Origin of the sequence: Streptococcus mitis (assembly GCF_001579045.1) — a bacterium.
In the GTDB taxonomy this organism is placed as follows: domain Bacteria; phylum Bacillota; class Bacilli; order Lactobacillales; family Streptococcaceae; genus Streptococcus; species Streptococcus mitis_D.
Genome location: NZ_KQ970261.1, coordinates 561,629 through 586,931, shown reverse-complemented (window position 1 = coordinate 586,931; position 25,303 = coordinate 561,629). Strand labels below are relative to the sequence as shown.

The 25,303-nt window shown below is 32.1% G+C and carries 24 protein-coding genes and 1 pseudogene; 8 read left to right on the top strand and 17 right to left on the bottom strand.

What is annotated here, in order from left to right:
• Positions 1 to 34: 34 nt before the first annotated feature.
• The 3 genes from SMIDD28_RS02660 to rpsI all read left to right on the top strand — a co-directional run bounded on the left by SMIDD28_RS02660 (position 35) and on the right by rpsI (position 2,545).
• A complete protein-coding gene (locus SMIDD28_RS02660) occupies positions 35 to 1,249 on the top strand; it encodes a pyridoxal phosphate-dependent aminotransferase (protein ID WP_000666462.1) in 1,215 nt (404 codons plus the stop codon).
• A gap of 438 nt (positions 1,250 to 1,687) precedes the next feature.
• A complete protein-coding gene (gene rplM / locus SMIDD28_RS02655; RefSeq protein WP_001044624.1) occupies positions 1,688 to 2,134 on the top strand; it encodes a 50S ribosomal protein L13 in 447 nt (148 codons plus the stop codon).
• 18 nt (positions 2,135 to 2,152) lie between these two features.
• Positions 2,153 to 2,545 carry a 30S ribosomal protein S9 gene (gene rpsI / locus SMIDD28_RS02650; RefSeq protein ID WP_000075973.1) on the top strand — a complete coding sequence of 131 codons (393 nt, stop codon included), beginning with the start codon at positions 2,153 to 2,155 and terminating at the stop codon, positions 2,543 to 2,545.
• A 107-nt stretch (positions 2,546 to 2,652) separates the two neighbouring features.
• On the opposite strand, the gene SMIDD28_RS02645 is transcribed toward rpsI, so the two are convergent.
• The 17 genes and pseudogenes from SMIDD28_RS02645 to SMIDD28_RS02565 form a co-directional block, all read right to left on the bottom strand.
• The gene (locus tag SMIDD28_RS02645; protein ID WP_033680733.1) at positions 2,653 to 3,873 is read right to left on the bottom strand and encodes a site-specific integrase; all 1,221 of its coding nucleotides are present in this window, start codon (positions 3,871 to 3,873) and stop codon (positions 2,653 to 2,655) included.
• 41 nt (positions 3,874 to 3,914) lie between these two features.
• Complete coding sequence (locus SMIDD28_RS02640) at positions 3,915 to 4,184, bottom strand: helix-turn-helix domain-containing protein (RefSeq protein ID WP_001196077.1); 270 nt, start codon at positions 4,182 to 4,184, stop codon at positions 3,915 to 3,917.
• Between the two features lie 14 nt (positions 4,185 to 4,198).
• Entirely contained in the window at positions 4,199 to 4,993 is a 795-nt protein-coding gene (locus SMIDD28_RS02635) for a rolling circle replication-associated protein (RefSeq protein WP_061424482.1), read from the bottom strand.
• 171 nt (positions 4,994 to 5,164) lie between these two features.
• A complete protein-coding gene (locus SMIDD28_RS02630) occupies positions 5,165 to 5,938 on the bottom strand; it encodes a metallophosphoesterase family protein (RefSeq protein WP_033680732.1) in 774 nt (257 codons plus the stop codon).
• Between the two features lie 74 nt (positions 5,939 to 6,012).
• Positions 6,013 to 6,741, bottom strand: a complete 729-nt coding sequence (locus tag SMIDD28_RS02625) for a metallophosphoesterase (RefSeq protein WP_033680731.1) — start codon at positions 6,739 to 6,741, stop codon at positions 6,013 to 6,015.
• Positions 6,742 to 6,757: 16 nt separating this feature from the next.
• Positions 6,758 to 7,072: a hypothetical protein gene (locus SMIDD28_RS02620; RefSeq protein WP_033680730.1), complete on the bottom strand. Its 315-nt coding sequence runs from the start codon at positions 7,070 to 7,072 to the stop codon at positions 6,758 to 6,760.
• 95 nt (positions 7,073 to 7,167) lie between these two features.
• Positions 7,168 to 8,487, bottom strand: coding sequence for an FtsK/SpoIIIE domain-containing protein (locus SMIDD28_RS02615; RefSeq protein ID WP_033680729.1), 1,320 nt, complete (start codon positions 8,485 to 8,487; stop codon positions 7,168 to 7,170).
• A gap of 75 nt (positions 8,488 to 8,562) precedes the next feature.
• Positions 8,563 to 9,033, bottom strand: a complete 471-nt coding sequence (locus SMIDD28_RS02610; protein WP_033680728.1) for a hypothetical protein — start codon at positions 9,031 to 9,033, stop codon at positions 8,563 to 8,565.
• Positions 9,034 to 9,045: 12 nt separating this feature from the next.
• Entirely contained in the window at positions 9,046 to 9,873 is an 828-nt protein-coding gene (locus tag SMIDD28_RS02605) for a hypothetical protein (RefSeq protein WP_061424480.1), read from the bottom strand.
• A gap of 72 nt (positions 9,874 to 9,945) precedes the next feature.
• A complete protein-coding gene (locus SMIDD28_RS02600) occupies positions 9,946 to 10,341 on the bottom strand; it encodes a hypothetical protein (RefSeq protein ID WP_061424479.1) in 396 nt (131 codons plus the stop codon).
• A gap of 280 nt (positions 10,342 to 10,621) precedes the next feature.
• Positions 10,622 to 11,134, bottom strand: a complete 513-nt coding sequence (locus SMIDD28_RS02595; RefSeq protein WP_061424477.1) for a hypothetical protein — start codon at positions 11,132 to 11,134, stop codon at positions 10,622 to 10,624.
• Between the two features lie 268 nt (positions 11,135 to 11,402).
• Positions 11,403 to 11,816, bottom strand: coding sequence for a hypothetical protein (locus SMIDD28_RS02590; RefSeq protein WP_061424475.1), 414 nt, complete (start codon positions 11,814 to 11,816; stop codon positions 11,403 to 11,405).
• A gap of 64 nt (positions 11,817 to 11,880) precedes the next feature.
• On the bottom strand, positions 11,881 to 12,588 hold the full coding sequence (locus SMIDD28_RS11825; protein ID WP_196756348.1) for an exonuclease/endonuclease/phosphatase family protein: 708 nt from the start codon (positions 12,586 to 12,588) through the stop codon (positions 11,881 to 11,883).
• Between the two features lie 659 nt (positions 12,589 to 13,247).
• A pseudogene (locus SMIDD28_RS12050) lies at positions 13,248 to 13,604 on the bottom strand (tyrosine-type recombinase/integrase); the annotation flags it as partial.
• 78 nt (positions 13,605 to 13,682) lie between these two features.
• Complete coding sequence (locus tag SMIDD28_RS02575; RefSeq protein WP_061424473.1) at positions 13,683 to 14,891, bottom strand: ATP-binding protein; 1,209 nt, start codon at positions 14,889 to 14,891, stop codon at positions 13,683 to 13,685.
• Between the two features lie 452 nt (positions 14,892 to 15,343).
• Positions 15,344 to 16,882, bottom strand: a complete 1,539-nt coding sequence (locus tag SMIDD28_RS02570) for a response regulator transcription factor (protein WP_061424471.1) — start codon at positions 16,880 to 16,882, stop codon at positions 15,344 to 15,346.
• A complete protein-coding gene (locus tag SMIDD28_RS02565) occupies positions 16,863 to 18,533 on the bottom strand; it encodes a sensor histidine kinase (RefSeq protein ID WP_061424469.1) in 1,671 nt (556 codons plus the stop codon). Before SMIDD28_RS02565 ends, SMIDD28_RS02570 begins: the two co-directional genes overlap by 20 nt.
• Positions 18,534 to 18,735: 202 nt before the next feature.
• Here SMIDD28_RS02565 and SMIDD28_RS02560 point away from each other — a divergent pair, with 202 nt between their 5' ends.
• The 5 genes from SMIDD28_RS02560 (at position 18,736) to SMIDD28_RS02540 (ending at position 25,200) form a co-directional block, all read left to right on the top strand.
• On the top strand, positions 18,736 to 19,653 hold the full coding sequence (locus tag SMIDD28_RS02560) for an ABC transporter permease (protein ID WP_061424467.1): 918 nt from the start codon (positions 18,736 to 18,738) through the stop codon (positions 19,651 to 19,653).
• A gap of 17 nt (positions 19,654 to 19,670) precedes the next feature.
• Complete coding sequence (locus SMIDD28_RS02555) at positions 19,671 to 20,567, top strand: carbohydrate ABC transporter permease (protein ID WP_000870790.1); 897 nt, start codon at positions 19,671 to 19,673, stop codon at positions 20,565 to 20,567.
• Between the two features lie 9 nt (positions 20,568 to 20,576).
• Complete coding sequence (locus SMIDD28_RS02550; protein ID WP_061424465.1) at positions 20,577 to 22,142, top strand: type 2 periplasmic-binding domain-containing protein; 1,566 nt, start codon at positions 20,577 to 20,579, stop codon at positions 22,140 to 22,142.
• A gap of 203 nt (positions 22,143 to 22,345) precedes the next feature.
• Entirely contained in the window at positions 22,346 to 22,990 is a 645-nt protein-coding gene (locus tag SMIDD28_RS02545; protein WP_061424463.1) for a DUF624 domain-containing protein, read from the top strand.
• The gene (locus tag SMIDD28_RS02540) at positions 22,987 to 25,200 is read left to right on the top strand and encodes a glycoside hydrolase family 31 protein (protein ID WP_061424462.1); all 2,214 of its coding nucleotides are present in this window, start codon (positions 22,987 to 22,989) and stop codon (positions 25,198 to 25,200) included. Before SMIDD28_RS02545 ends, SMIDD28_RS02540 begins: the two co-directional genes overlap by 4 nt.
• Positions 25,201 to 25,303 lie beyond the last annotated feature (103 nt).

The window sequence follows — 25,303 nt, the reverse complement described above, 5'->3', positions numbered from 1 at the left end:
TAATGTTACTATCCTGATGAATTGAGGAAACAAGATGAAAGAATATAACAAGTCTAGTAAGTTAGAGCATGTTGCTTATGATATCCGTGGTCCTGTTTTGGAAGAAGCCATGCGAATGCGAGCAAACGGAGAAAAGATTTTACGTCTGAATACAGGAAATCCAGCAGAATTTGGTTTTACAGCGCCAGACGAAGTCATTCATGACTTGATTATGAATGCGCGTGATAGTGAAGGTTATTCTGACTCCAAAGGGATTTTCTCAGCCCGTAAGGCTATCATGCAGTATTGCCAATTGAAGAAATTCCCAAACGTAGATATTGATGATATTTACCTTGGAAATGGTGTTAGTGAACTGATTGTCATGTCCATGCAGGGGCTTTTGGACAATGGAGATGAGGTCTTAGTGCCAATGCCAGACTATCCTCTCTGGACAGCAGCTGTCAGCCTAGCTGGAGGAAATGCCGTTCACTATATCTGTGATGAAGCTGCAGAATGGTATCCAGATATTGACGATATCAAGTCAAAAATTACTTCCAATACCAAGGCAATCGTCCTTATCAATCCAAATAATCCAACTGGAGCCCTTTATCCTAAGGAACTCTTGTTGGAGATTATTGAAATTGCCCGTCAAAACGATTTGATCATCTTTGCGGATGAAATTTACGATCGCATGGTAATGGATGGACATGTGCATACGCCTGTGGCGAGCTTGGCACCAGATGTCTTCTGTGTCAGCATGAATGGTCTATCAAAATCCCACCGTATTGCTGGTTTCCGTGTGGGTTGGATGGTCTTGTCTGGACCTAAGACTCATGTCAAGGGCTATATCGAAGGGCTCAATATGCTGTCCAATATGCGCCTTTGCTCTAATGTTTTGGCCCAACAAGTCGTACAAACTTCTTTAGGTGGCCACCAATCAGTTGATGAATTGCTCCTTCCTGGTGGACGAATTTACGAGCAAAGAAATTTCATCTATAATGCCATTCAAGAGATTCCAGGTTTATCTGCGGTTAAACCCAAGGCTGGGCTCTATATCTTCCCTAAAATCGACCGCAATATGTACCGTATCGATGATGATGAGCAGTTTGTCCTTAATTTCTTGAAGCAGGAAAAGGTTCTATTGGTTCATGGTCGAGGCTTTAACTGGCAGGAGCCAGACCACTTCCGTATCGTTTACCTTCCTCGTGTTGATGAACTAGCCCAAATCCAAGAAAAGATGACTCGTTTCTTGAAACAGTATCGTAGATAGGGCTTACATCAGAAAAAGCGCTTTGAGGGTAAATTCCCAAACTAACTTCCAGTTTCTCACAACCTAGCTTTTAGTGTGAGAAAGACGCGTGAAATCAGTGGAAATCCGTCTTAGACTAACTTCCACTGTTTTTCTTTTTCTTGATATATAAGGGTTCAAAAGCGAAAAGACTCAGAAAAAAGTGCACGACAAATAGCCCTAAAACAGAGTCGCCTTAGAGTAACTTCCAGTTTTGGGAGAGAGATGGAAGTTACTTTGAGAAGTTACAGTTTAGAAAAATATTTTTCATATCTATTGACTTTTAGGGTTGAAATTTGGTATTATAGTAGGCGGTATTGTTTACCCCATTTGAAAGGCCCCGGAACCTTCCAAATACTTTTCGATGGGAAGGAACACCCATCACCGTAAACAAAAATCGAACTATATATAGGAGAAATCATGAACAAAACAACATTTATGGCTAAACCAGGCCAAGTTGAACGTAAATGGTACGTAGTTGACGCAACTGATGTACCACTTGGACGTCTTTCTGCAGTAGTTGCTAGCGTACTTCGCGGAAAAAACAAACCAACATTTACACCACACACTGATACAGGTGACTTTGTGATTGTTATCAATGCTGAAAAAGTTAAATTGACTGGTAAAAAAGCAACTGATAAAATCTACTACACTCACTCAAACCACCCAGGTGGATTGAAACAAATCTCTGCAGGTGAACTTCGTTCTAAAAATGCAGTACGTTTGATCGAGAAATCAGTTAAAGGTATGCTTCCACACAATACTCTTGGACGCGCTCAAGGTATGAAGTTGAAAGTATTTGTTGGGGCTGAGCACACTCACGCTGCACAACAACCAGAAGTTCTTGATATTTCAGGACTTATCTAAGGAAAGGAACAATAAAGTATGTCACAAGCACAATATGCAGGTACTGGACGTCGTAAAAACGCTGTTGCACGCGTTCGCCTTGTTCCAGGAACTGGTAAAATCACTGTTAACAAAAAAGATGTTGAAGAGTACATCCCACACGCTGACCTTCGTCTTGTAATCAACCAACCATTCGCAGTTACTTCAACTGTAGGTTCATACGACGTTTTCGTTAACGTTGTAGGTGGTGGATACGCTGGTCAATCAGGAGCTATCCGTCACGGTATCGCTCGTGCCCTTCTTCAAGTAGACCCAGACTTCCGCGATTCATTGAAACGCGCAGGACTTCTTACACGTGACTCACGTAAAGTTGAACGTAAGAAACCAGGTCTTAAGAAAGCTCGTAAAGCATCACAATTCTCAAAACGTTAATCAATACGATTATATCAACGTTTCAAAGCACTCAAAGGTTTGCCCTATGGGTGCTTTTTTCTATACTTTCTAAAAAAGTTTGCCCTAAAATTTGCCCTAAAATTACCCTACTTATTTTTAAGATGTTGGTAGGCAACTTGTCCAGCAGATAATGGAACTATGTTTGAAGTATTAACATAAGTCTTAGTTGTAACGGTATCGCTATGAGTTAATGATTCAGAAATGGCTTCTAAGCTCATTCCTGCTTTTTTAGCAAGTGTCGCTCCTGTATGTCGTAATTTATGAGGTGTAGCGTGTTTTAACTTTGGGTGTCGTCTTTTAACAGAGTTCATTTTGTTATTGAGATAATCAACGTGTAGAGGGCTATTTACATTACCTTTCGTATCTATATAGGTAAAGACTAGTTGATCGGATGTTTGCATTATACCAAATTTCGCTAACTCATATTTCTGCTGTTTTTTCCATTCTGAAAGAAGTGATACAAGATAACTAGGAATTGAAAAAATCGTTTTCTTATTTCCTTTTGTTGACTTTACATTCTTATATTTGTCAAGTGCATGCCTTAAGTCAATTTGAGCGTTTTCTAAGTCTATGTTTTTCCAATGTAGGGCATAGGATTCAGATTTTCTATCGCTTAAAATAAAGGTTGTAAAGAATAGGACATAATCTTTTAGTGATAATTTATCGTTCTCCAAATCTTCTCTAAAAGCATCAAACCAATCTTGTAATTCTTCACTAGATAGATACAAATCTTCCTCATTTTTGGATTCTTGGAGTTTTAGCTTTTTGGTGGCTTTAATTCGCTTAATTGTCTTGGATAATCGATTTGATTCTATGTATTCTAATTCCTCAGCCCAATCGAAAATTGAGTTTACATAGCTTCGAATAACCTTGAAATTAGCATATTCTTCAGCTTTAGCAGTCATTAAGTTTAGTACAACTTGCTTATTCTGATTCAGAAAATTGATTGAATAATTACCGAACATTGGTAAGATATGCTTTCTGAAAACAGTTTTAGTATTATCAATAGTAACCTGTGTTGGTGGTTTAGTTGTTGAAGTTGTTTGACCAGCTTTGTATGAATCCCACCAAATATTATTAAAGAACTCAGAGAATAGAATATCGTTAGTTTTAGAAAGTAGGATATCCTCACCATTTTCAAGTTGATGTATTTTAGTTAAAATTTCTAGTTCAGCTTCTTTGGCCTCCTTTCTTGTTTTATAGCGTTTAACAAAGTGATTTCCTTTAATCCCCATTTTAGGTCGGATTTCTTTAGGTATATACACTTTAAGATTGTAAGTGTTACTATTTGTTTTTGTAACTGTCATGATGTTCTCCTTTTACGAGTCAGGATATATCATTAGAGATATTATAGCATAGCTTTTCTACAAAGCCATTTATCAATCTCATTTTTATTGAAACGGACAGTCTTACCAATTTTAATAACGGGTAGCCCCTTTTGTATCCAGCCATCTAATGTATTGTTAGATATCCCTAGATATTTGCAAGTTTGCCCCTTGTTAAGGTAAGGACTATCTAAACCTAAATCTTCTTTGAAATGAGAAATTTCATTTTGCAAGAGATTAGTAATCATCGACTGTATTTCTTGAACTTGTTCTGTTGGTAGAATAACTTGCATTTTTTCCTTACTCCTTACTCCTTACTTAACTTTATTTTTTTGTATTTTACTTTATTGTCAATTAAGTGTCCTTTTCGAAATACTTTGCTAATATAGTTGCTTTCATATAGGATATCTTCATTCTTAACAAGGTTATCTAAGGATTCGCTTGTAAATAATTTTATTTCTTTAGGCTTTTGTAAATTACGAGAAGAATAAAAAGCCTTCTTTCCTAGACTCTCTAATAATTCCTGGCCTATGCCTTTTTCCATATATTTTGCAACATAACGACCAGCATTAGAAGAATCATCTAACTTATTTAGTTTGTTTATCCGAACTGCACCTAACCCCCAAATTGTCAGTAATTCTTTATGAGGGATAAAAGGAAATGAAAAAAGGAGAATGTGTGCATGCCACGCTCCCCTTTTTTGTCGTTCTAATACTGCGATATATTTAATAAGTCTTTTTTTGGAATGGTATATGTAATAGTTTAAACGTTTAATAAATTTATCAAAAATTAAATTAAACTCATATCTGTTTTGTATATTTTCTTTAGTTGTAAGGGTAAGGAAACTAGTTCTGTCATCAAAATTTGTATCTATTAGGCGTTGAAGTTTCCATTTAGAATTTTTACGAGTGTTAGAAATTCTTTTTATTCGTTCATCTTGTTCAGCAGTTGTGAGTTCTTCAAAAGTTCTACGTTTCCTCTTTTCTTTTAGTGAAATGTGGTCTTCATCAATTTGAGTAGTATCATTTGAAAAAATTGGAGATTCGTATTCCCATATTTCAAGGTACGAAGAAGTTCGGATAATTTTGCGATTGTAACTCACAAAATCATCTCCTTTTCTCGTAATGTTTGCTTATATAATAAATAAACTAGGAGAAGCAAAGCTTCTCCACACTTCTATCATGTGTTTCTAAGCATCGCTCTGCTAAACACGCTTCCAGCTTGCCGACTTCTAGTCGGCAGTTTCGCTTAGTCACATGATGAGAAGTAGTAGTTAAATTTGAGGTTTAGGTAATTGTTTTAATGTTTGGTCTGTAGCCCAGTCAGTTGAAATGATTTCAAGACGTCCTTGATCATAAACTAGCAAATCTCCGTTACCAATAAATTGATATTTATTATCTTTGTCAATATATAATGAAAAAGTATCTATACCAATAATATTTTTAGAAATATCAATAGATTCTTTTGGAGTATGTCCAACAATTTGTTTAGGAAAGTCTTGGTTGGGAAGCAGTTCTAATTCTCTAAAATGTGCCCATAAAGGAGAACCCCCAAGAGCTTCCCCACCACGCATTGGTCCTATTGTATAAGCTAGAATATCTAATTCTTCTTCATGCTCTTTGGTATAGGGGGAAAAATGCCATTTTTGAGGATCAAATATTTGATTGAAACCAGCGTGACTGACTAAATAATCATCTAGTTGATAAGCCACTTGTAATTTTAAATCCTGCAACAATCCTTGAACTGCGAAAAACACTTCTAAATTTTGAATTGAGAAAGGAGCTTGATCTCCCAGTAAATAATAAGCATCATGATTACCTATAAGATTAATTACCTCTATTCCGTTTTGCTCTTTATCTATTTTCCAAGAGTATAAAAAAGTGAGATCTTTGGCATATAGTTGGATATTGTTAGTTTGTCCATGTAAATCAACATAATCACCAAGAAAAATGACTCTTTTAATATTATGTGTTTGGATAATCCTGTCAACAATAGGTAAAATTAGTTGAGATTTTAAATGTAAGTCGCCAATTAATAATGTCTTCATATAGATTCCCCTCTTTATTTTTGATATTAGTCTAAGAATAGAATTAAATTATACCATTTTTTTTAGGATGTTATTTAATATTGATAGGATTTTGTAACTGTATCATAGCAGATAACAGGTATTGTTTTGCTATGATACACATCGCCGTCAATGAAGTAATGATTTTTACCATCAAAGTAAATCTTACCCTGATAAGTTTTATCTTTAGCTACTTCCCAAGAAGCAATATGACCAGAAACAATATCTTTAAAAAATCCACCAGTGGTAATAGGAAATTTATTTGTAAACATCTCTGAACTCGTTAGGTCTTTCCAAAGCTTGCCAGCTTCTTCATCAATACCAGCATGAACAAAAATTTGGGTATCAGTTTCATAATAGCGTTTATCCCTATATCGTTTTTTAAACCAGTTTATGAATGGGTTGAACTTGATATTATTTTTAATTTCATTTCTAACACCTGCTTCAAAGTTGTTAACATTAGATTTTAAAATATAGGTCAATTCCTCTGGAGAGAAGAAACTTTTTATTGTTTCCGAAAATGAAGAAGAAGTAGGATTTTCTAAAATCAACCAATCATAAAACCATTCTTCGTGATTTCCTAAAAGAGTAATAATTTGATTAGGATGAAGTTCCTCAAGCTCAATTATTTTGGAAATAACTTGAAAAGATTGATGTCCATTGTCAATATAGTCTCCGATTAAAATAAGACGATTATTTTTATCAGATAAATCTACTTTACTGAGAGCGAATAGGAACTCATCTAGGTGACCATGTATATCAGATATTGCAAAAAGTTTAGCCATAAATAGTATCACCGAATTATTTAGAAATAGGGACTACATCGTTACAAGAAAACCATAAATTTCCGTTAAATTGTCCAACTGTTAAATTAGATAATTTAATGGGGCATGTTTTTTTATCTGATAATAATTGAGGAGTAGCCGTAGGAGATAACGTATTAACTTTTATCTGAATCATTTCCATAAAGAAATCAGAATCCTCATCTTGAATTGAAACATTAAGACGTAGTGCTACAGGTTTATTTGTTTCTCTGTCCAGAACTTCTGTATATCCTTTTACTGCCACGAATTTATTTCCCAATAATTCTGGTTTAAGAAAATCGTTAATTTTCATATAATACCTCGTTTCTTTTTGTCATCGCTTAAGCGATGAGGAATAGATATTTTTGCTGAAAATCTATTGAATTTAAGCAAAAATATCTATTGAAATTATTTTGACTTTGTTATGTATAATTGTAGTTCTTTTATAAAATCGAATTGTGTTGTATCAAGATAAGGGCTTTCCCAATATTGAGCTTTTTCTTTCCCTGAGCCTTGCATATAAAGATATCCTGCTCCTTTTTCTTCAATAGATTTAAACTTATCAGGTGTAGCTGAGCCAAAGACCATGCGGTATCCCTCTATTGAGTTTGCTCCTAAAGCTATTCTTAGTCCTAAATTATCTCTAAGATCAGTGTTTAAAGTTTCAGATCTCATTTGTTGAGCAGATATAAGAATAAATACTCCTGCTTGTCGCCCTAGTAGGATAATTTGTTTGATACCGTCCATTACTTCGGTGATAACTTCTTTAGATTTTTTATCTGTTGCTGAAGCTTGAAATGCTCCCATTTCATCAAATATAAGCCATACTGGCTTAAAGCCATGGTCAGTAAAATTTGAGCCGTATTGAAAGTTATCACGCATATATTGGTATCGTTCTTGCATTTCTTCAACTACTAAACGGATAATCCGAGCAATATTATTTGGTGTGGTTGCTACATATTTATCGCTTAAATAATGAGATAAACTACCTAAATCACTGTTCTTGGGATCTGCAATATATAGTGTTGAGTTTCTTTTAAGAAGTTCAATAATTAAGAAAGATATAAATATAGATTTTCCACTACCTGTACCGCCTGAAACTAAAATATGAGGACATTTTATAGGATTATAAGTTATATCATATCCTAAGTCTATATCAAGATTATCTATCTCTTTTTTATGACTGTGAGTTGATAATATTAGTCTATCAGGTTTCTTGTAATAAAAGTGATATTCCACAATATTAGGATGAGTAATTTTTTCTTCTAGTTCAAGTTCTAGAACTCCAGCTAATACATCATCAAGTGTCTGAACCTTTTTACTAAATTCGTCACCTCTGATAAGCGCTTTAATGATAATACGACCGTTTTGATTATCTAATTCATATTTTAAAATCGCACTTCTAATAATTTTTTCGTAGCCGGAATTATCCTTTTCCGAAGTGTAGAGATGATTTGTATATAAAACAAATAGTAAGCTCTCTCTGATAATTAAATCAAAATCTAGTTCGTATCTAAAATCTTTTAATTTATTATTTATTTTATAGATTGCTAGAATACCAAAGACAATACATAAGATTTGAATAGAAGCAGGAGCTCTAATACTTACTATTAAACCTAATAAAACAAAGATAGAAAAGATAATTATTATCAGATGTAACCATTTTAAACGTGAACTTGTAATAAAATAATTTCTTTTTAAGTTAGCTTCTTTTTTTAGTTTAAACATAAACAACCACCTTTTTAAGTAGTAAAACAACTATACAATTATTTGTATAGAGAACCTAAGCAAACCCTGCTTAGGTTATTGTTGTGTCTTCCAATAGGAATATACAACAAGTTTAATGATGTAACTAAGCCTTGGTAATCTAGTAGCACCATCTTCTTTCATTAAATGATATCGAAATTCATCAAGACCATTTAGAACATTTTCATCTAAATAGAGTCTAGGAGTTACGGATGTTTCTAGACTAGGATTGACATTTTTGATATCTTTTTCCATTTCTTGACGTAGTTTTTGCCATTTATCAGTGGAGTAATGTTTTGTATTTCTATATGATTCTTCAATGACACTTCCGATAGAAGCTTTTAAAACGATATTGAAAGAAACACCATTTAATTCATCGTAATGATTTGATAGAAGTGTTTGTTCTAATGTACTTAGAAAATTATTCTGACTTAGTTCTTTAATTTTACGTTCTTTATTTTGAATAAGCTCATCTATCCATACTTTGGCTTCATATGCAAGACGAACACTTTTATATACTCTGACCACATATCCTCCTGTTTAAAATTCATTAGAAAATTTTATTGTGTCCATATTTTCAATTTCCTTGTAGAAATGAAAATCTTTTTGATCTAATTGATCACAGATTTGTTTTATGATAAATTTTCCACGTTCTTCAATTCGTTCATTGACTTTTTTGAGAAAAATTTGGAAATTCTCTTCTTTTGTGGGCTTGATGGCATTATTATCATGATTATCCCAAAATAACTCTACACTATAATCAAAATTAACATATGGTTGAAGGTGGTACATTTTTATAAAGTTTTCCCATGCTTCAGGAGATAAAATGTTTAAAAATTCTTGAAGTGATATTAAAGTGATATCCCAGTAATCACCTAAACAAAGACCTCTACCACAATTCATCCAATTAGGAAATACTGTAAAATTTCCGATTGTATGAGTGTTTCTTGCAAATGATTTAAAGTTCTCTAAATTATTTTGAATAGTTTCAAATTTTAAATAATTCTGATGTTCACAAAGAACAGAAACTGAGATTTTCTTCTTTGTTATGCCGATTTTTGCTGAAACTTCATCAAAGTTTGAACTATTTTTAATTGCTTCTATAAAAGTGGTAATAAAGGAGTTCATTGTTTCTCCTCTAATGATACTATCCTGTGACTCTTGCCATCCCAAAAGTTTATATAGATATAATGCAGCTTTATCACAATCTATACCCACATTGTTAGGGAGTTGTTTGTATTTTAAAAAAGCAATAATACTATCATTGGGTAGTGGAGAAAGTGAATGGTTTTTAAAGTCCCATTCCCATGGTTTGATGCTATTTTCGTCACAATATTTCAACCAATCAATAACTTCTTGATGTTCCATTATATGTTCCTTTCTTTACAATGAAGTTTACTTTTGATAATCATAAATGAAATTTTGAAAATAGTTTTGATTTTATGATGATCTAGTGCTTAAAGCATAAATGTATGCTAAATAATTTGCAAAATCGCCCTGACGTTGTCGATCATCCGTAATTTTGTCAAACCAGCTAGTATTTCCTCCTGTAGATTCGATTTCGCTTTTTAGTGCATTTAATTGTATGATGAAAGCATTATGAGCAGAAGTTCTAAGCTCCCCATGCTTGCCTTGTCTTTCTTTTGATAATGTTGCAGATTTGACACGAATTTCAGTATACTCTGCAGCTAACTCAATCAACATTGTCCAGTCATCAAGGAAAATTGGATCTTTTATGTCAAATGAACTAATTAGTTCATTATAGATTTTATGTGCATCTTCAAAAGTCAAAGCAGTTTTCTCTTGAAGAAAATCGGAATAAGTGTAAATTTCCATAAAGGGCCTCCACGAAAATATTTTTTGTCTAACTACGACTATACTTTTATTATAATCCTATCTAAAAATAATGTCAAGGATTTTTGTAAGTTTTTTAGAAAAATTTTTTTATAAGTGGCTTTATAAGTGATATCACTTATGAAATAATAAAGGAGGTTTGGCAAAAACTCAATTTTAGTAAAAAATGGAGTAAATCTTCCTACAATAAAACGCATAGTATCAAGGTTTTTCAACGCCTGATATTATACATTTTTGATTTTAAAGACTTTTTGCTCAGACTTTATTTTATCAATGAGATGTTATCTTTGAAATTATTCAATATGTTTTCTAGTATATTATAATTTATGGGAGCAACTATATCGTGCAAATTTTGTTTTAATTCCTCTATTGCTTCCATGGTAGATAAATTTTTATTTGTATTTATCTTTCCTGTTTTATTTAATATAATAGCTCCTTTTAACATAAATTTAACAGCAACTCCGATGGTTACACTTCTAGTAGTTGTAAAATTTGGTAATAGTATTTTTAACTCCCTAATGCCCTTTTCAACCTCATCACTTATTTGTACTTTTACATTAGTTCCGTAACCTTTTTGATATTCTAAATATTCTAATGATATTGTTTCTGTATCATTAATGATAGATGTCCAATTGCTAATAACTTTAGTTTCTTTGAAAGCTCTAGTGAGTATTTGACTACGCGTGAGTTCAATTTTAGAATTATTTGAATACATTTTTTTCAATTTTTCAAAATAAAAAATAGCTTCACTTGATACTCTAACTTGAAATTCCACTTATAAATTCTCCTTTATAGTAATTGTGTAGTTTATTATAATTAAAAATAGATTTGTTTTAGGGAAAAGTACAAAAGATAATGCATGTTATCAATAAACAATTCAGTTTCTATAGTAATAGTACATTGCAACTTCTAAAATATCGCTAGAAATCAACTTGGCCTTCTCAACCGATTTGTTCAAATTTTATTTTATTCCACTATAAGTACCTAAGGAAGTTAAATGTTTATCAAGAACCTCAAGTAATGTGGCTAACTTTTACTTTTCTCTATGTGTATTGTATAGGTAAACGATTATTGTTAGAATCTGTTATTGTAAAATGTTTTATTAAATGTAACGTTTGATCGAGTTGAATATTTCCAGCAACAAACATCTCATTTTCTTTTTTTATAATGCCAAAACAAGCTATCCATTCTCCTTGTGTAGAAATTGGAATCATATCACTGTTAAAATAGAGAGAATATGTCTTAATGCTTTGTTTTGGGCGAGGATCAGGTATAACTAAAACATTGTTGCTAAAAATAAAATCAAAACTATTTCCTGAATCAATATAAGCATCTATTACTGGGAAGACAAAATCGGAATTTGAATAATCTAAAGTTATATTTCTCGCCACTACCTTTTCTTTTTGAATTTGGTAGACTAAAACATTAGGGGCGTTAAAAAAGAATATTGATGCCATAAGTTCTCCTTTTAATTCTAGAATGTCATTCAGTTTATTTACTCAACTTTAATGAGAAGTTAGTCTAGTCTGTTGTAATAACCACACCGAATTCATGGTCAGTAATGGCTTTAGTAGGAAAATAATCAATCCCATCTTGATTGATATCAAAATTAGCCAATACATAATCTCCTGGAGTATTACATCCTTCATGAGACCAAATTTTATGGATTTTATGGATAGGATTTTCTAATAAATTATCTAGTGCTTTATTATTCTTGAAGTTCACGGTATTAAAATCTCCAATGAGCAACAACTTGTTGTTCTTGAATTTTTGTACAAAATTATTGATTTCCTTCCAGAAACTCTCAACATAGCCACTTGGTGGAACATGTGTACCGTAAATTACTAAATCATTTACTTGTATTGCATATGCTCTGCCATTACGCAAATGGTCTGTCGAAATTTCTTTGTCTCCTAGACCGTTTTTAACAAAGAATACTGTCATAGATGCACGTTTAGTTGGTGGTACTGATTTTAGAATATAACCTTTCTTACGCATCAGGGGTACAAAAATATATTGACATTCTGTAGAATTTATATCATATTCTTGTATGATAATAATATCAGGTTTGTATTCATCAATTTTACTGATAAAAGAATTTATTGTTTCCTTTTTATCCAGCTTGTCCCATTCTTGAATATATTTGCCATTTCCAAGTTTGTTTTTAAAATCTTCACGATGGTTTTCGGGGCCACCAAAGTCATTAATATTAATGTTTAGTATTTTCATATTCTGATTTCCTTTTTAATTTTAGCTTTTTCAATAGTTGAATGTGTTAAGGAGGCATAATAAACACGAACTTCTTAAGTAAATAATGATTTGTTAGGTAACGATGCATATGTAATCCAAAAATATATTTTGTAATTTAATTTTATAAAAAAACTAGATATTTGTCAACCTTAATTATTTGGGAAAATAAAAGGAATATTTTGATCTTTCTATTCCAACAATGTAGTAGAAGGTGGTTAGCATTTTGGTGTTTAATTTATTACTTATATAAAATGTACCATCTTTACTTTTTTGAAAGTAGAGATGGTACGCTTGGTTTATTGATTTAGTCATTGATTTTTTGTGCTATAGGCCAAATTGTTGATATACCTGACTCATATTTGTTTATTTTGTAGAATAATTTGCCCTATTTAGATAAAATTATTTGAAAGTAGATAAAAATCAACTTAATATTTTGCAGATAGATATTGCTTAAACAAAGGTATTTGAATTAATTTAATTTTTCAGTTAGCCAAACCAGGTCTTAAGAAAGCTCGTAAAGCATCACAATTTAGTAAACGTTAATCAATACGACTATATCAACGTTTCAAAGCATTCAAAAGTTTACCTTATGGGTGCTTTTTTCTATACTTTCTAAAAAAATTTGCCCTAAAATTACCCTACTTGTTTTTAAGATGTTGGTAGGCAACTTGTCCAGCAGATAATGGAACTATGTTTGAAGCATTAACATAAGTTTTAGTTGTAATTGTATCGCTATGAGTTAATGCTTCAGAAATGGCTTCTAAGCTCATTCATGCCTTTTTAGCAAGTGTCGCTCCTGTATGTCGTAATTTATGAGGTGTAGCATGTTTAAGTTCTGGATGACGACGTTTGACAGATTTCATTTTATTATTAAGATAGTCAGAGTGTAGAGGGCTATTAACATTACCCTTCATATCGATATAAGTAAAGACATATTGTTCATCGGATTGGATAATTCCAAACTTTGATAGTTCAGCATTTTGATGTTTTTTCCATATATCTTGTTAGGATTTGGGTAGAATCATTGATAACAGACTGTTGCAAATCTAGTCAGCTGAATGATTTATATTTATCTATTTTTCTAGTAACCAATCTATGATATTTTTCTTCTCAATACCATTGTAATTGGCTGTTGGCTGAATCGTATCCATTGTTAATAGATACTTGGGGAATTGATCTTTAATGGCTTCTAGTGGTCTAAGTTCTCTTTCGAGTGTTTCTGGAGCAAGTGTTGTTTCACTGACTTGATAATAAGCGTAGTGACCAAGATCAGTTACAACAACAAAATCAACCTCATATTTATCTAAATTACCAACATATACTTGTGAATATCTACGTCTCAATTCCAAATAGACAATATTTTCCAAGATATGGCCAATATCTTCTTTGTGGTCTGGCAATAAGAGGTGTCGTAAACCTAAATCAACGGGATAATATTTTTCTAAGCGTTGCAATAATGCTCTACCTTTTACATCAAAACGTGGAACGGAATAAAAAAGCAAACTATCTGTCAAAGTCGTCAAATAATTTTCCAAAGTATTATGGGAGATTGAAACGTTTTGGCTGACCAGGGTATTGCGAATCTTATTTGTTGATATTAAGCTACCTGTACTACTGAGAAGGGTTCGAACAATGCGCTCAATAATAGTAGGATTTGGATTTCCCAATCTAGTGACAATATCGTTTAACAGTATGGAGTTATATATTCCTCTTAGATAATCAATTTTTTCAGCGTAAGATGATGTTTGCAATAAGTAAGGGAAAGCACTAAAGAGATAATTGTTAAAAATTTCTGTTGTATTCAGATTCTCTGAGAGAGATTGGCCTGATAGGTATTCTTCAAATGACAAAGGAAGAACCTCTATCTCAACATACCGACCAGTCAAGTTTGTAGCTAATTGGCTGCTCATAAAGTAGGCGTTTGATCCAGTCAAATAGAGGTCAACATTTGGTAGGATGAATAGACTATCTGCTACCAGTTCAAATTTTTCAACATGTTGAATTTCATCTAAAAAGATATAGTATGTTTTCTCGCTAACTAATTGATCTTTTATATAAGCGTATAATGTTTGAAAATGTCGGAGGTCATAGTAACTCAGATCCTCAAAATTGATGGATATGATTTGATCCTCGTCTACCCCAGTTGCTAGTAACTCCTCTTTATAGAGTTGAAAAAGCACAGATTTACCAGCTCGTCTAACTCCGCTCACAACTTTGATGATTTGGCGGTCACGATGTCTTCTTAAAAAGTCTAAATAATGTGGTCTTTTGATATAGTTCATAATAGATACCTCAAAGATAGTATAATACAAATAGAAATTATTTTCAAATATTTAGAAATAATATTTAATTTGTTCGATTATTTCTAAATGTTTGAAAATAATATTTTTGTGCAATCAAAAAATAGTCCATTTTGGTATGGCATGATAGTAAATCTTGTGAGGTTTTGTAGCAAGTATTCAAATAAAAAAGCGCATACTATCAGGTATATAAAAGCTTGATAGTACACGTTTATCTTAGAAATATTTACTGGATTTTCTTTTCAAACTGACTTTTTAAGAAGTTGCCTTATCAACAATTTTAAAGACATTTTTGAAGCTATGTTGGACTGAAAGATATTGTACTGATGATAATCTAAAAAATGATCATTAAACTTATCTTTGGAAAAACTGTAGAATTTCAAAAATTACTACAGACCTTGAATTTTACTTATCATTTCCATGATTTAGATTACTTACATTTTGTTTTGATAAGTTTTACGGTAATCTCCAGGAGAAAGTCCAGTCCTTTGTTTAAAAATTTTAGTAAAGTAAGAATAATTATCATACCCTACTTGACAAGATACTTGTGATATCGAGATATTTGTTTGAGATAGGAGAGATTTAGCAGCATTAATGCGCTTATCCGTTATATATTTAACAAGAGTTTCTCCAGTTTCTTTTTTAAAAATTCTAGCTAAATGATCTGCGCTGAGATAAACCATATCTGCTAATATAGAACGATTTATATCTTCATAGTAGTGATGATCTATGTATTCGACAATGCGTTGAATACTATTTTTCTGGTTTTCAATGTTTGTTGCAAATTTCTTAGCATGTGACCAGTAATAATCAAAGTAATCCTGAAAAGATTCAATTGAATGAAAGCGTCGTTGGAATAAGAAATCATGAGTGCTGTTTTGGAACAATTTATGTGCCGAAATTCCTTTTTGATCTAGATATATTCCTATTTGTTGAGTCCAATCTAGTAAAATTTGTTGTAGTGTGAAAGTAGGAATTTGAGAATTATAAGCAAGTGAATTAATTTTTTCTCTTAATTCATATTCGCTTAAGCTATCTAAAAAAGTAATTGAAAGAGTTTCTATTTTAAAGGAAGTTGGAAAACTATGTGGAACACATGTAATAGTATTCCAATAAGAAACATATTGTTCATTATAAGTGTAGAGTTCTTTGGTATGAAATAAAATATCGGATAGTTTATGGCAACTCTTATATATAATGTTTGAGTATTTGCTAAAGTTATTAGAAATTTGAGAATGAATCTCATATGCTAATTTGTCACTACGTTTGGAAGAGTCTACTCTAAAGAGACAAACATATTGATCGACCTGGCTTTCCATCTTGAACAAACTTATCAGCTTATTAGAAGGTTGTGAAATTCTTTGAAGTTCTCTTTTTAGTTGAGAAGTCCATGATGGAGTTTCTGCAGAATAATCTTCTTCATTAAGATTGATTGTTAAAACTGCAAGAAAAAAATACTGGTGTTTTTGAAGAATAAAATCTTGTTTGCTTGCTATATTTTCTAGCTCATCAATGCGAGAAATTTGAGGTTTTCTAAGGTAATCATACCAGAAGTTATCTTCCATTTGTAAAAGTGCATCATTTTTTCCGTTTAAGTTATGATTCTCAATTTTACTAATGGCTTTTTGGATAATAAATTCTAATTTTTCAAAATTAATAGGTTTTAGATAGTATTCGAAACTTTGCAATTCAATTGCTTTTTGAGCATAGTTGAAGTCGGCGTAATTGGTTAAAAAAATTGTTTTTATATCATATTTTTCATTTCTAATCCACGATAAGAGTTCGAGACCGCTACCTTGAGGCATTTCTATATCGCTTATCATGAGATCAATAGGATTCTCTCTAATAATATTTTGAGCTTGAGTGAGGCTATAGGCAACATAAACAGTGTCAATGTGTAGTTTAGCCCAATTTATTTTCTCTCGTAAAGCTTCAATGATAAAACGATCGTCATCAACTAATAAGATGTTCATTATAACCTCCGTCTATAATCTTGTATGGAATAAGTAAAAGAATTTTAGCCCCACCTTCTTCATTATTTTCAAATGCAATACTATAGTCATTAGGATAGAGAAGATTTAAACGTTCGATGGTATTTGTGATCCCAATATGATGTCCATCTTCTGTTATTAGAGACTGTTTCTGATTTAGTTTTGATAAAATTTCTTCAGAGAAACCTGGACCATTATCCTCGATACAAATCTGAATATAATCTGATTCCTCAGTTTTTACTTTTTTTATTGATAGTAAAATTGTAAATAAATCCTGAAATGAAAAACCGTGTTTTATTGTGTTTTCAATAAATGTTTGTAACAGTAATGATGGGACAAGAGTATTTTGTAGGTCATCATTGTAGTTTAGTGAAAAGTAGATGCTATTTCCATATCGAATTTGTTGTATTTCTAAATAATCTTTAATATGCTGAACTTCATCTTTAAGTTCTGAAAAATCTTGATTAGCCATAAATAAATGACGGAGATAATTTGAAGTTAGGATAGTTAACTCTTCAATTTCCTTGTAGTTTTTTGTTTGAAGCATACTATGAATCATTGATAACATGTTTAAGTAGAAATGTGGACGGATTTGGTTCTTAAGATAATTAAGTTCGATCTTCTTAAGTTCTAGTTGTGAATGGTATTCCCGTATTTTTAATTCTTGCATGTCAAATATTACTTTATTAAGTTTATCATTTGCCTTATCAATTTCTAGTATACCTTCAGATATAAAAAATTCAGAAGGGGGGATGGAGTCCCCAAGTTGAGAGAGTCGTTCAGTGAGTCTTGTTATCGGTTTAATCATCCACTGACGAATATACAAGATAATGATGATTGATAAAATGGTGATAATAATAGGAACGGCTGACAAAAATACTTCTAAGAGTGTGATATTTCTAAAGACTTCGGCATAATCGACTAAAACATAAATATCGAAAGGTAAATGCGTTTTTTCATTTTGAGCATGAATTAGGTAGTTTTCGGAGGGTATATTGTTAGGCTCTTTTAGGGAAAGTTTACCATTATTTCCAATATTGAGTTTTCTGAGAGGTTTTAGGATATCTTCTGAAGATATGACGGCATAAATGATTTTTCCTTCGTAATGAACAGATTTAACTAAGTATTCGCTGTTTTTAGTAGTTACATTTTTCCATTTACGGTCACTTATATCACTACGCAATGATTTTAGATTTGATTTTAATAGTAGATAATCTTCATATGGAATATAAAGATTGGAGACATTTATAAAATGATCAGTACTATCGGTTTCTAATAAGAACGTCATATGAGTTTCATTTTGATATTCAAACTCTATAAAGCTAGTTTGAACTTTTTTAAGATTTTCTTGATACTCAAGAAACGTTTGTACATGATTTAAGTTCTCTAAAGATTCATTATGCGTTATTGTTGAGTACATAAAGCGTTCTACAGAATGCAATTTCTCATTAACAGAATCAGCATAAATTTCAATTGAACTACGTAGGTGTACTATATTTTGGTTTTTAATAAAATTTCTGGTTATGTTACTCATAGCAATATTGATTAAAATATTTATCAATAGTAGTACAAGTAGGAGTTTAAAGAAAAAATGAATGGAATGTTTTTTTGATAAGTCGTGATTTAATTTCATATACTATTCTCCTCTTAAAATTATAGCACTTTGAAAATACGATATCATGTAACAAAACAGATATGTTTTATCAAGATGTCGGAAAAGTAATAGTTTTTAAAATTAAAAAACTGAAAAATTGATAAACCTAGTCCAAAAAGTTCTATTAAGGGAATTCTATATGGTGTAAAATAATCGTAGAAAATCAGATGGGAGGAAAAACATGAAAGTAGCATCTCAACTTCATAAAATAAAATTAAAGCATAGTATTCCGTTATATATATTACTTTTTCCTTCAATATTGCTATTAATTTTATTTTCCTATATTCCCATGTTGGGACTAATTATTGCATTTAAAGACTATTCACCAGCCAATGGTATCTTTGCTAGTCAGTGGGTAGGATTTAAGTACATTACTCAATTTTTCTCATCATTCCAATTCGGGACAACTATGTTCAATACATTAAAAATTTCACTTTATAGTATTGTAGTAGGATTCCCCTTACCTATTATACTAGCTATCATTAGTAATCAGTTAAGAGTTGGGAAATTTAGAAAAATATTTCAAGTGACAACTTACTTACCTCATTTTATCTCTACAATGGTTATGTGTGGGATGATCATCTTATTTTTATCTCCTACTAGTGGTTTGTTAGCGAATGTATTTAAGTCTGTTGGAATTACTATTCCAGATTTTTTATCAAAACCTAGTAATTTTGCAGGTGTTTATGTTTGGAGTGATGTATGGCAACATATTGGTTGGGATAGTATTATTTATCTAGCAGCCCTTTCTGCAATTGATCCTACATATTATGAGGCTGCAACTATGGATGGTGCCTCTAGATTACAAAAAATTAGGCATATAGAATTACCATTACTTTTGCCAACTGCTATGATTTTACTAATATTAAGAGCAGGTAGTTTATTAAGTGTAGGTTTTGAGAAAGTGTTACTGCTGCAGAATCCACTTAATTTAGCAGGAAGTGAGATAATTTCGACCTATGTTTATAAAGTTGGTATGGTGAACTTTCAGTATAGTTATTCGACAGCTATAGGGTTATTTAACACCGTAGTCAATCTAATAATTTTGTTATCTGTTAACTGGTTCTCGAAAAGATATACTAGAACGGGTCTTTTTTAAAGGAAGGAGTGCTCAAGGTGAAATGGTTTCATAAATCAAGAAAAACAAACTCTGAATTATTATTTGATATAGTTACCTATGGTTTAGCAATTTTCCTTATCCTGTTAATTGTTTATCCGTTATGGTTTGTAGTGATTGCATCTTTTAGTAATCCTTCAGATGTTGCAAATGGGAAGGTATGGTTTATTCCAAGAGAATGGAAATTAGATGGATATTTACGTCTTATTCAACAACCTTTATTTTTACGTAGCTATTTAAATACAATTTTATATACTGTTGTTGGTACCTTAGTTGCTTTAGTAGTCAATATTCCAGCTGGTTATGCTTTATCTAGAAAAGAATTAGTTGGTAGAAAGTGGATGAGTATTCTATACATAATCCCTATGTTTGTATCAGGTGGCTTGATTCCTACCTACCTAACAGTAAAGAATGTAGGTTTGATTGATACATTTTGGGTAATGGTAATACCTTTTGCAGTTTCATCATACAATATTATTGTTGCTAGAACTTTCTTTAATAATAGTATTCCAGACGGGATGTGGGAGGCTGCGCAAATTGATGGCTGTGGTACAATTCGTTATTTTATTAAAATAGTTGTTCCGTTATCAAAAGCTATTATAGCAGTTATTGGACTTTGGACTGCAGTTGGTATTTGGAATTCGTGGTTTAATGCTTTAATTTATTTAACGAATGAAAATTTACAGCCATTGCAATTAATTTTACGACGTTTACTAATTAGTAATCAAATGTTACAATCGCAAGCAACAGGAGAAGTGGCATCAGATCTTCGTATCAAAGCCGATATGATGAAATATGCAGCAATTGTTATTTCAACCGCTCCGATAATGTTGCTATATCCCTTTGTTCAAAAATATTTTAATCAAGGCGTAATGATTGGCGCTTTGAAAGAATAGGAGAAAAACATGAAAAATAAATCATTTACATATTTGTTCTTAGGAACAGTTACACTTGCTGGCTTAACAGCCTGTGCAAATTCCAATAATGCGAATAAGGACGATGAGTCTGGAGAAGATTCTTATAAAATCACAACTGTTCGTTGGTCTGACTGGGGAGAAGATTATCATAAAGGTTTTCTAACTGATTCTGCCAAAGAATCAGGTATCGATGTTAAATGGGATACACTTGTAGCTGCAGATTGGGCAGATAAGAAATCTGTGTTGGTTGCTAGTGGAGATTTACCAGATGCATTTTTAGGTTCAAATGCTTTTACAGATTCAGAAATTGCTCAGAACCAATCTCTATTTATCCCGTTGGAAGATTTAATCAAAGAAAACATGCCAAATTTAACTAAGGCTATGGAGAAAGAACCTAAGATTAAAGCTATGATTACTTCACCAGATGGTCATATCTACAGTCTACCTAAAAAATTACCGATGCGTCCTACTGTAGCTAATCAGCTATTTATTAATAAAAAGTGGCTGGATAATTTAGGATTAAAGGTTCCAGAAACTTATGATGATTTAGTAAAAGTACTGCAAGAATTTAAGGATAAAGATGCGAACGGAAATGGAGACGCGTCTGATGAAATTCCATTTGGAGCAGGAAACTTTGATCCAACATTCTCATATATTCTTCCGTTCAATAATCGTTTAGGGGCAGATAATACATATGAAATGTCTGTAAAAGATGGAAAACCAGTCTACCTTCGTACAGAAGAAAGTTATAAACAAGGGATTGCAGCAATGCACGAATCTTATAAAAAAGGTTTGATTGATCCGGAAATCTTTACAGAAGATACCTCTATGAGTGTAGCAAAACGTATGGATAAGGGAGTATCTAGAGTAGGTGTTTCTAGTGGTTGGACAGCAGATGCAACGTTTGGCTTACATTCAAGTGAATATATTGCCCTACCTGCTTTAAAAGGTATGGATGGAAAACAATATGTCTTTTCTGATCCAGATCATTACAACTATGGTCGAAATGAAATTTTGATTACAAATAAGAGCAAAAACCCTGCTAAATTATTGAAATGGTTGGACAAATTATATACAGATGAAGCAAGTATTCAGAATTTCTATGGATCATTTGGAATAGCTACTGAAAAGAATGGTGATAAGTTTAAAGTATTACCTCCTAAAGATGGTAAATCCGCCGATGAGTATGCATGGATTAATTCACTTCGGGATTTTGGTCCTAAATACGTAAGTGATGATATCAATAGTCGCGTAGAAATCGATCAAACACAAGGTGATGGATTGAAATTGAAGATGGACCAAGATTTGAAACAATTTGCGTTGCCAGCTTACCCTAATGTGATTTATTCACAAGAAGAGCTTAACAAATTATCATCAATCTATGTTAGTATTGAATCCTATGTCAAACAACAAGCATCTAAATGGGTAGTTGAAGGTGGCATAGAAAAAGAATGGGACTCATACAAAGAAACTCTTAAGAATATGGGATTGGACGAATTTATGAAGATTCAACAGGAAGCATATAATCGTTACCAAAAAGAAGTCAAAGAGTAATACTTTATATGAACTCTTGGTTGTATAAACAAGGGACTAGCTAATTACAGGAAGCGAGACTGATAACATCAAATTATCTCGCTTCCTTTATTCTAATTTTTAAAGAAATTTGGAAATGTTTTTTAATAATTTAGGTAATATTTTTGTGCAACTGACATTCTAAAATATAGAGTTAAGACGATTGATTTCATGGAGAATATATTATGCAAAAATTATTTTCATTAGATGGAAAAGTGGTTAGAATTTTAACTTTTTTGACAGATTTAATTATTTTAAATACTCTATTTATTGTTAGTTGTATTCCAATAGTTACAATTGGGGCATCATTAACTTCTCTTACGACAATGTGGTATCGTATTTTAAAAGGTAAAGATACCGATATTGCTTATCATTATTTTCGGATCTTTAGACGAAATTTTAAACAGTCAACTTTTATTTGGTTGTTTATCCTCCTAATAGAATTACTTTTATATGTGAACTATTGTCTTTGGGGCTATTCAAGTTTATTTTCAGAGTATAGTTTATTGTTAGTGTTGCCCTTTTTATTTGTTATAATACTTTTGATGAGTGTTATTTTTCCCTATATTGGTCTATTTAAAGATAATCTAAAAAATAGTATTGTAAATAGCGTATTAATTTGTATGTTAAATCCAATACAAGCTATCATGTTGGCTTTATTTAATATTTCTGTACTGTATATGAGTTTTAGTAGTCCAGAACGAGTTTTAACAGCTATTTACGTATTTACATTTGGGGGATTTGCTTTTTGCGGATTGATGAATGTAACGATAACAAATAAAATGTTTGATAAGGTAAAGAAATTTACTAAAAGGAGGGAAACAAATTGAAAATTTTTAAGGGAGAGTTTTATCGAATCTCTGTATTAACAGACAAGCTAGTAAGGTTAGAATACTCTCAAACTGGAAGTTTTGAGGATAGAACTACACAACTTATCTATAATAGAGATTTTGGCCAAGTTTCGTTAGATTATATCGAGACATCAAACGTACTAGATATTATGACGGACTATTTTCATCTGCACTTTAATAAAGGAGAATTTAACGCCGAAAATTTATTTATAGAATTAAAAGGAAATTTTGCCGTATATGGTAGTCGCTGGTATTTTGGTGAATCGATTGAAACGTTAAAAGGAACAGCTCGGACTCTGGATAAGGCAGATGGAGCAATCTCGTTAGAAGATGGAATTATTAGCCGAAATGGTATAGCCTTATTGGATGATTCTCAAGGATTTATTTGGGATGAACAGTCTGGTTATATTGAGAGAGAAAATCAAATTGACCTCTATTTCTTTGCCTATGGGCATGATTATAGAGGAGCAATCAGAGACTTTTACCATTTGACTGGTTCAACACCCTTGTTGCCAAGATACGCTTTAGGTAATTGGTGGAGTAGATATTGGCCTTATACGTCGGATGAATACTTGGATTTAATAGACAGATTTGAAACAGAGAAAATTCCATTATCTATCGGTGTGTTAGATATGGATTGGCATATAACTGAAATTCCAGCACGTTTTGGAAGTGGGTGGACAGGATATAGTTGGAATAAAAACTTAATACCTAATCCAGAACAGTTATTGCAACAACTTCATGATAGAAAGTTGAAACTCTCCTTAAATGTCCATCCTGCTGATGGTATACGGGCTTATGAAGAAGCTTATCCTCGAGTTGCCAAACGATTGGGGTTAAATGTAGAATTAGAAGAACCTGCTATTTTTGATTTTTTTAATCCCTCTTTTAGAGAATCCTACTTTAAAGATGTTCATTATGAGCTAGAAAAGCAGGGAGTAGATTTTTGGTGGATTGACTGGCAACAAGGGACACAAGGCATGTTGGATCCTCTATGGCTTTTAAACCATTATCATTATCAGGATAGTTGTAAACATTCAGAAGGTGGTTTGATTTTATCAAGATATGCAGGTCCTGGCAGTCACCGATATCCTGTTGGTTTTTCAGGGGACACTATTATTAGTTGGAATTCCTTAAGATTTCAACCTTATTTTACAGCGACAGCATCTAATATCGGTTATAGTTGGTGGAGTCATGATATCGGTGGACACATGCTGGGGGATTATGACGAAGAGCTACAAACTAGATGGCTACAGTTTGGCGTTTTTAGTCCGATTACTCGATTACATAGTTCTAGAAGTCCCTTCAATAGTAAAGAACCTTGGTTTTTTTCAGAAACAACATCTAAGATTATGAAGAAATACCTTCGTTTGAGACATCAGATGATTCCATATCTATACACTATGAATGTAAAGACACACGAGGAAGGTGCCCCTTTAATTAGCCCAATGTATTATTTCTACCCAGAGAATGATGAGAGTTATAATGTTCCAAATCAATACTTTTTTGGAACAGAACTGATGGTGGCTCCCATTGTAGAAAAGATGGATTTGGCATTCCAATCTGCAAAAGTAGACGTATGGTTCCCTGAAGGTGTATGGTATGACTTCTTTTCAGAGAAAAACTACACAGGTGGTGTGAAGTTGAGTGTTTATAGAGACATCTCGACTATACCTGTGTTTGCAAAAAGTGGTGCAATTATTCCCTTGGTTGGTTCAGAGATAGATATGGGTGTTGAGTTACCTGAAGTTGTAGATTGGTATGTATTCCCAGGTAAACAACATTCTTTTGAAATGATTGAAGATCAAAATGGTCAAAGATATAAAACAAGATTATCAATCGATTGGGAAATGGGAATGGTAGAGTTAGCATTACAAGGAGATTCCAGTATCGTTCCAAGCAATAGAAAACATAGAATTCATTTTAAAGGAACGAGTGTGTCTATGATTGAATTACCAAATAAGAATGATACAGCTAGATTTGAATGGAAAAATCATAAAAGGGCATCCCTAAATGACGAAGTTTTTAGACTACTAAAGACGGCTTCTCTTCCATATGAATTAAAAGATAGATTGTTAAATCAATTCATCAATGCCAAAAATTCTCATGAGTTAATGAATATCTTACATCATCAGGATAAGGAATTGAGAGGGCGTTTGTTGGAAATGATATTTACTAGCGAAAACTAATTGAGACATTTCGTACACAATTTCTATTATTTAATTACTAATTATTTATTTTTTAATGTGTAACAGTTTTACATCTCTATGCTTATTGACTTGTATTTTAGTA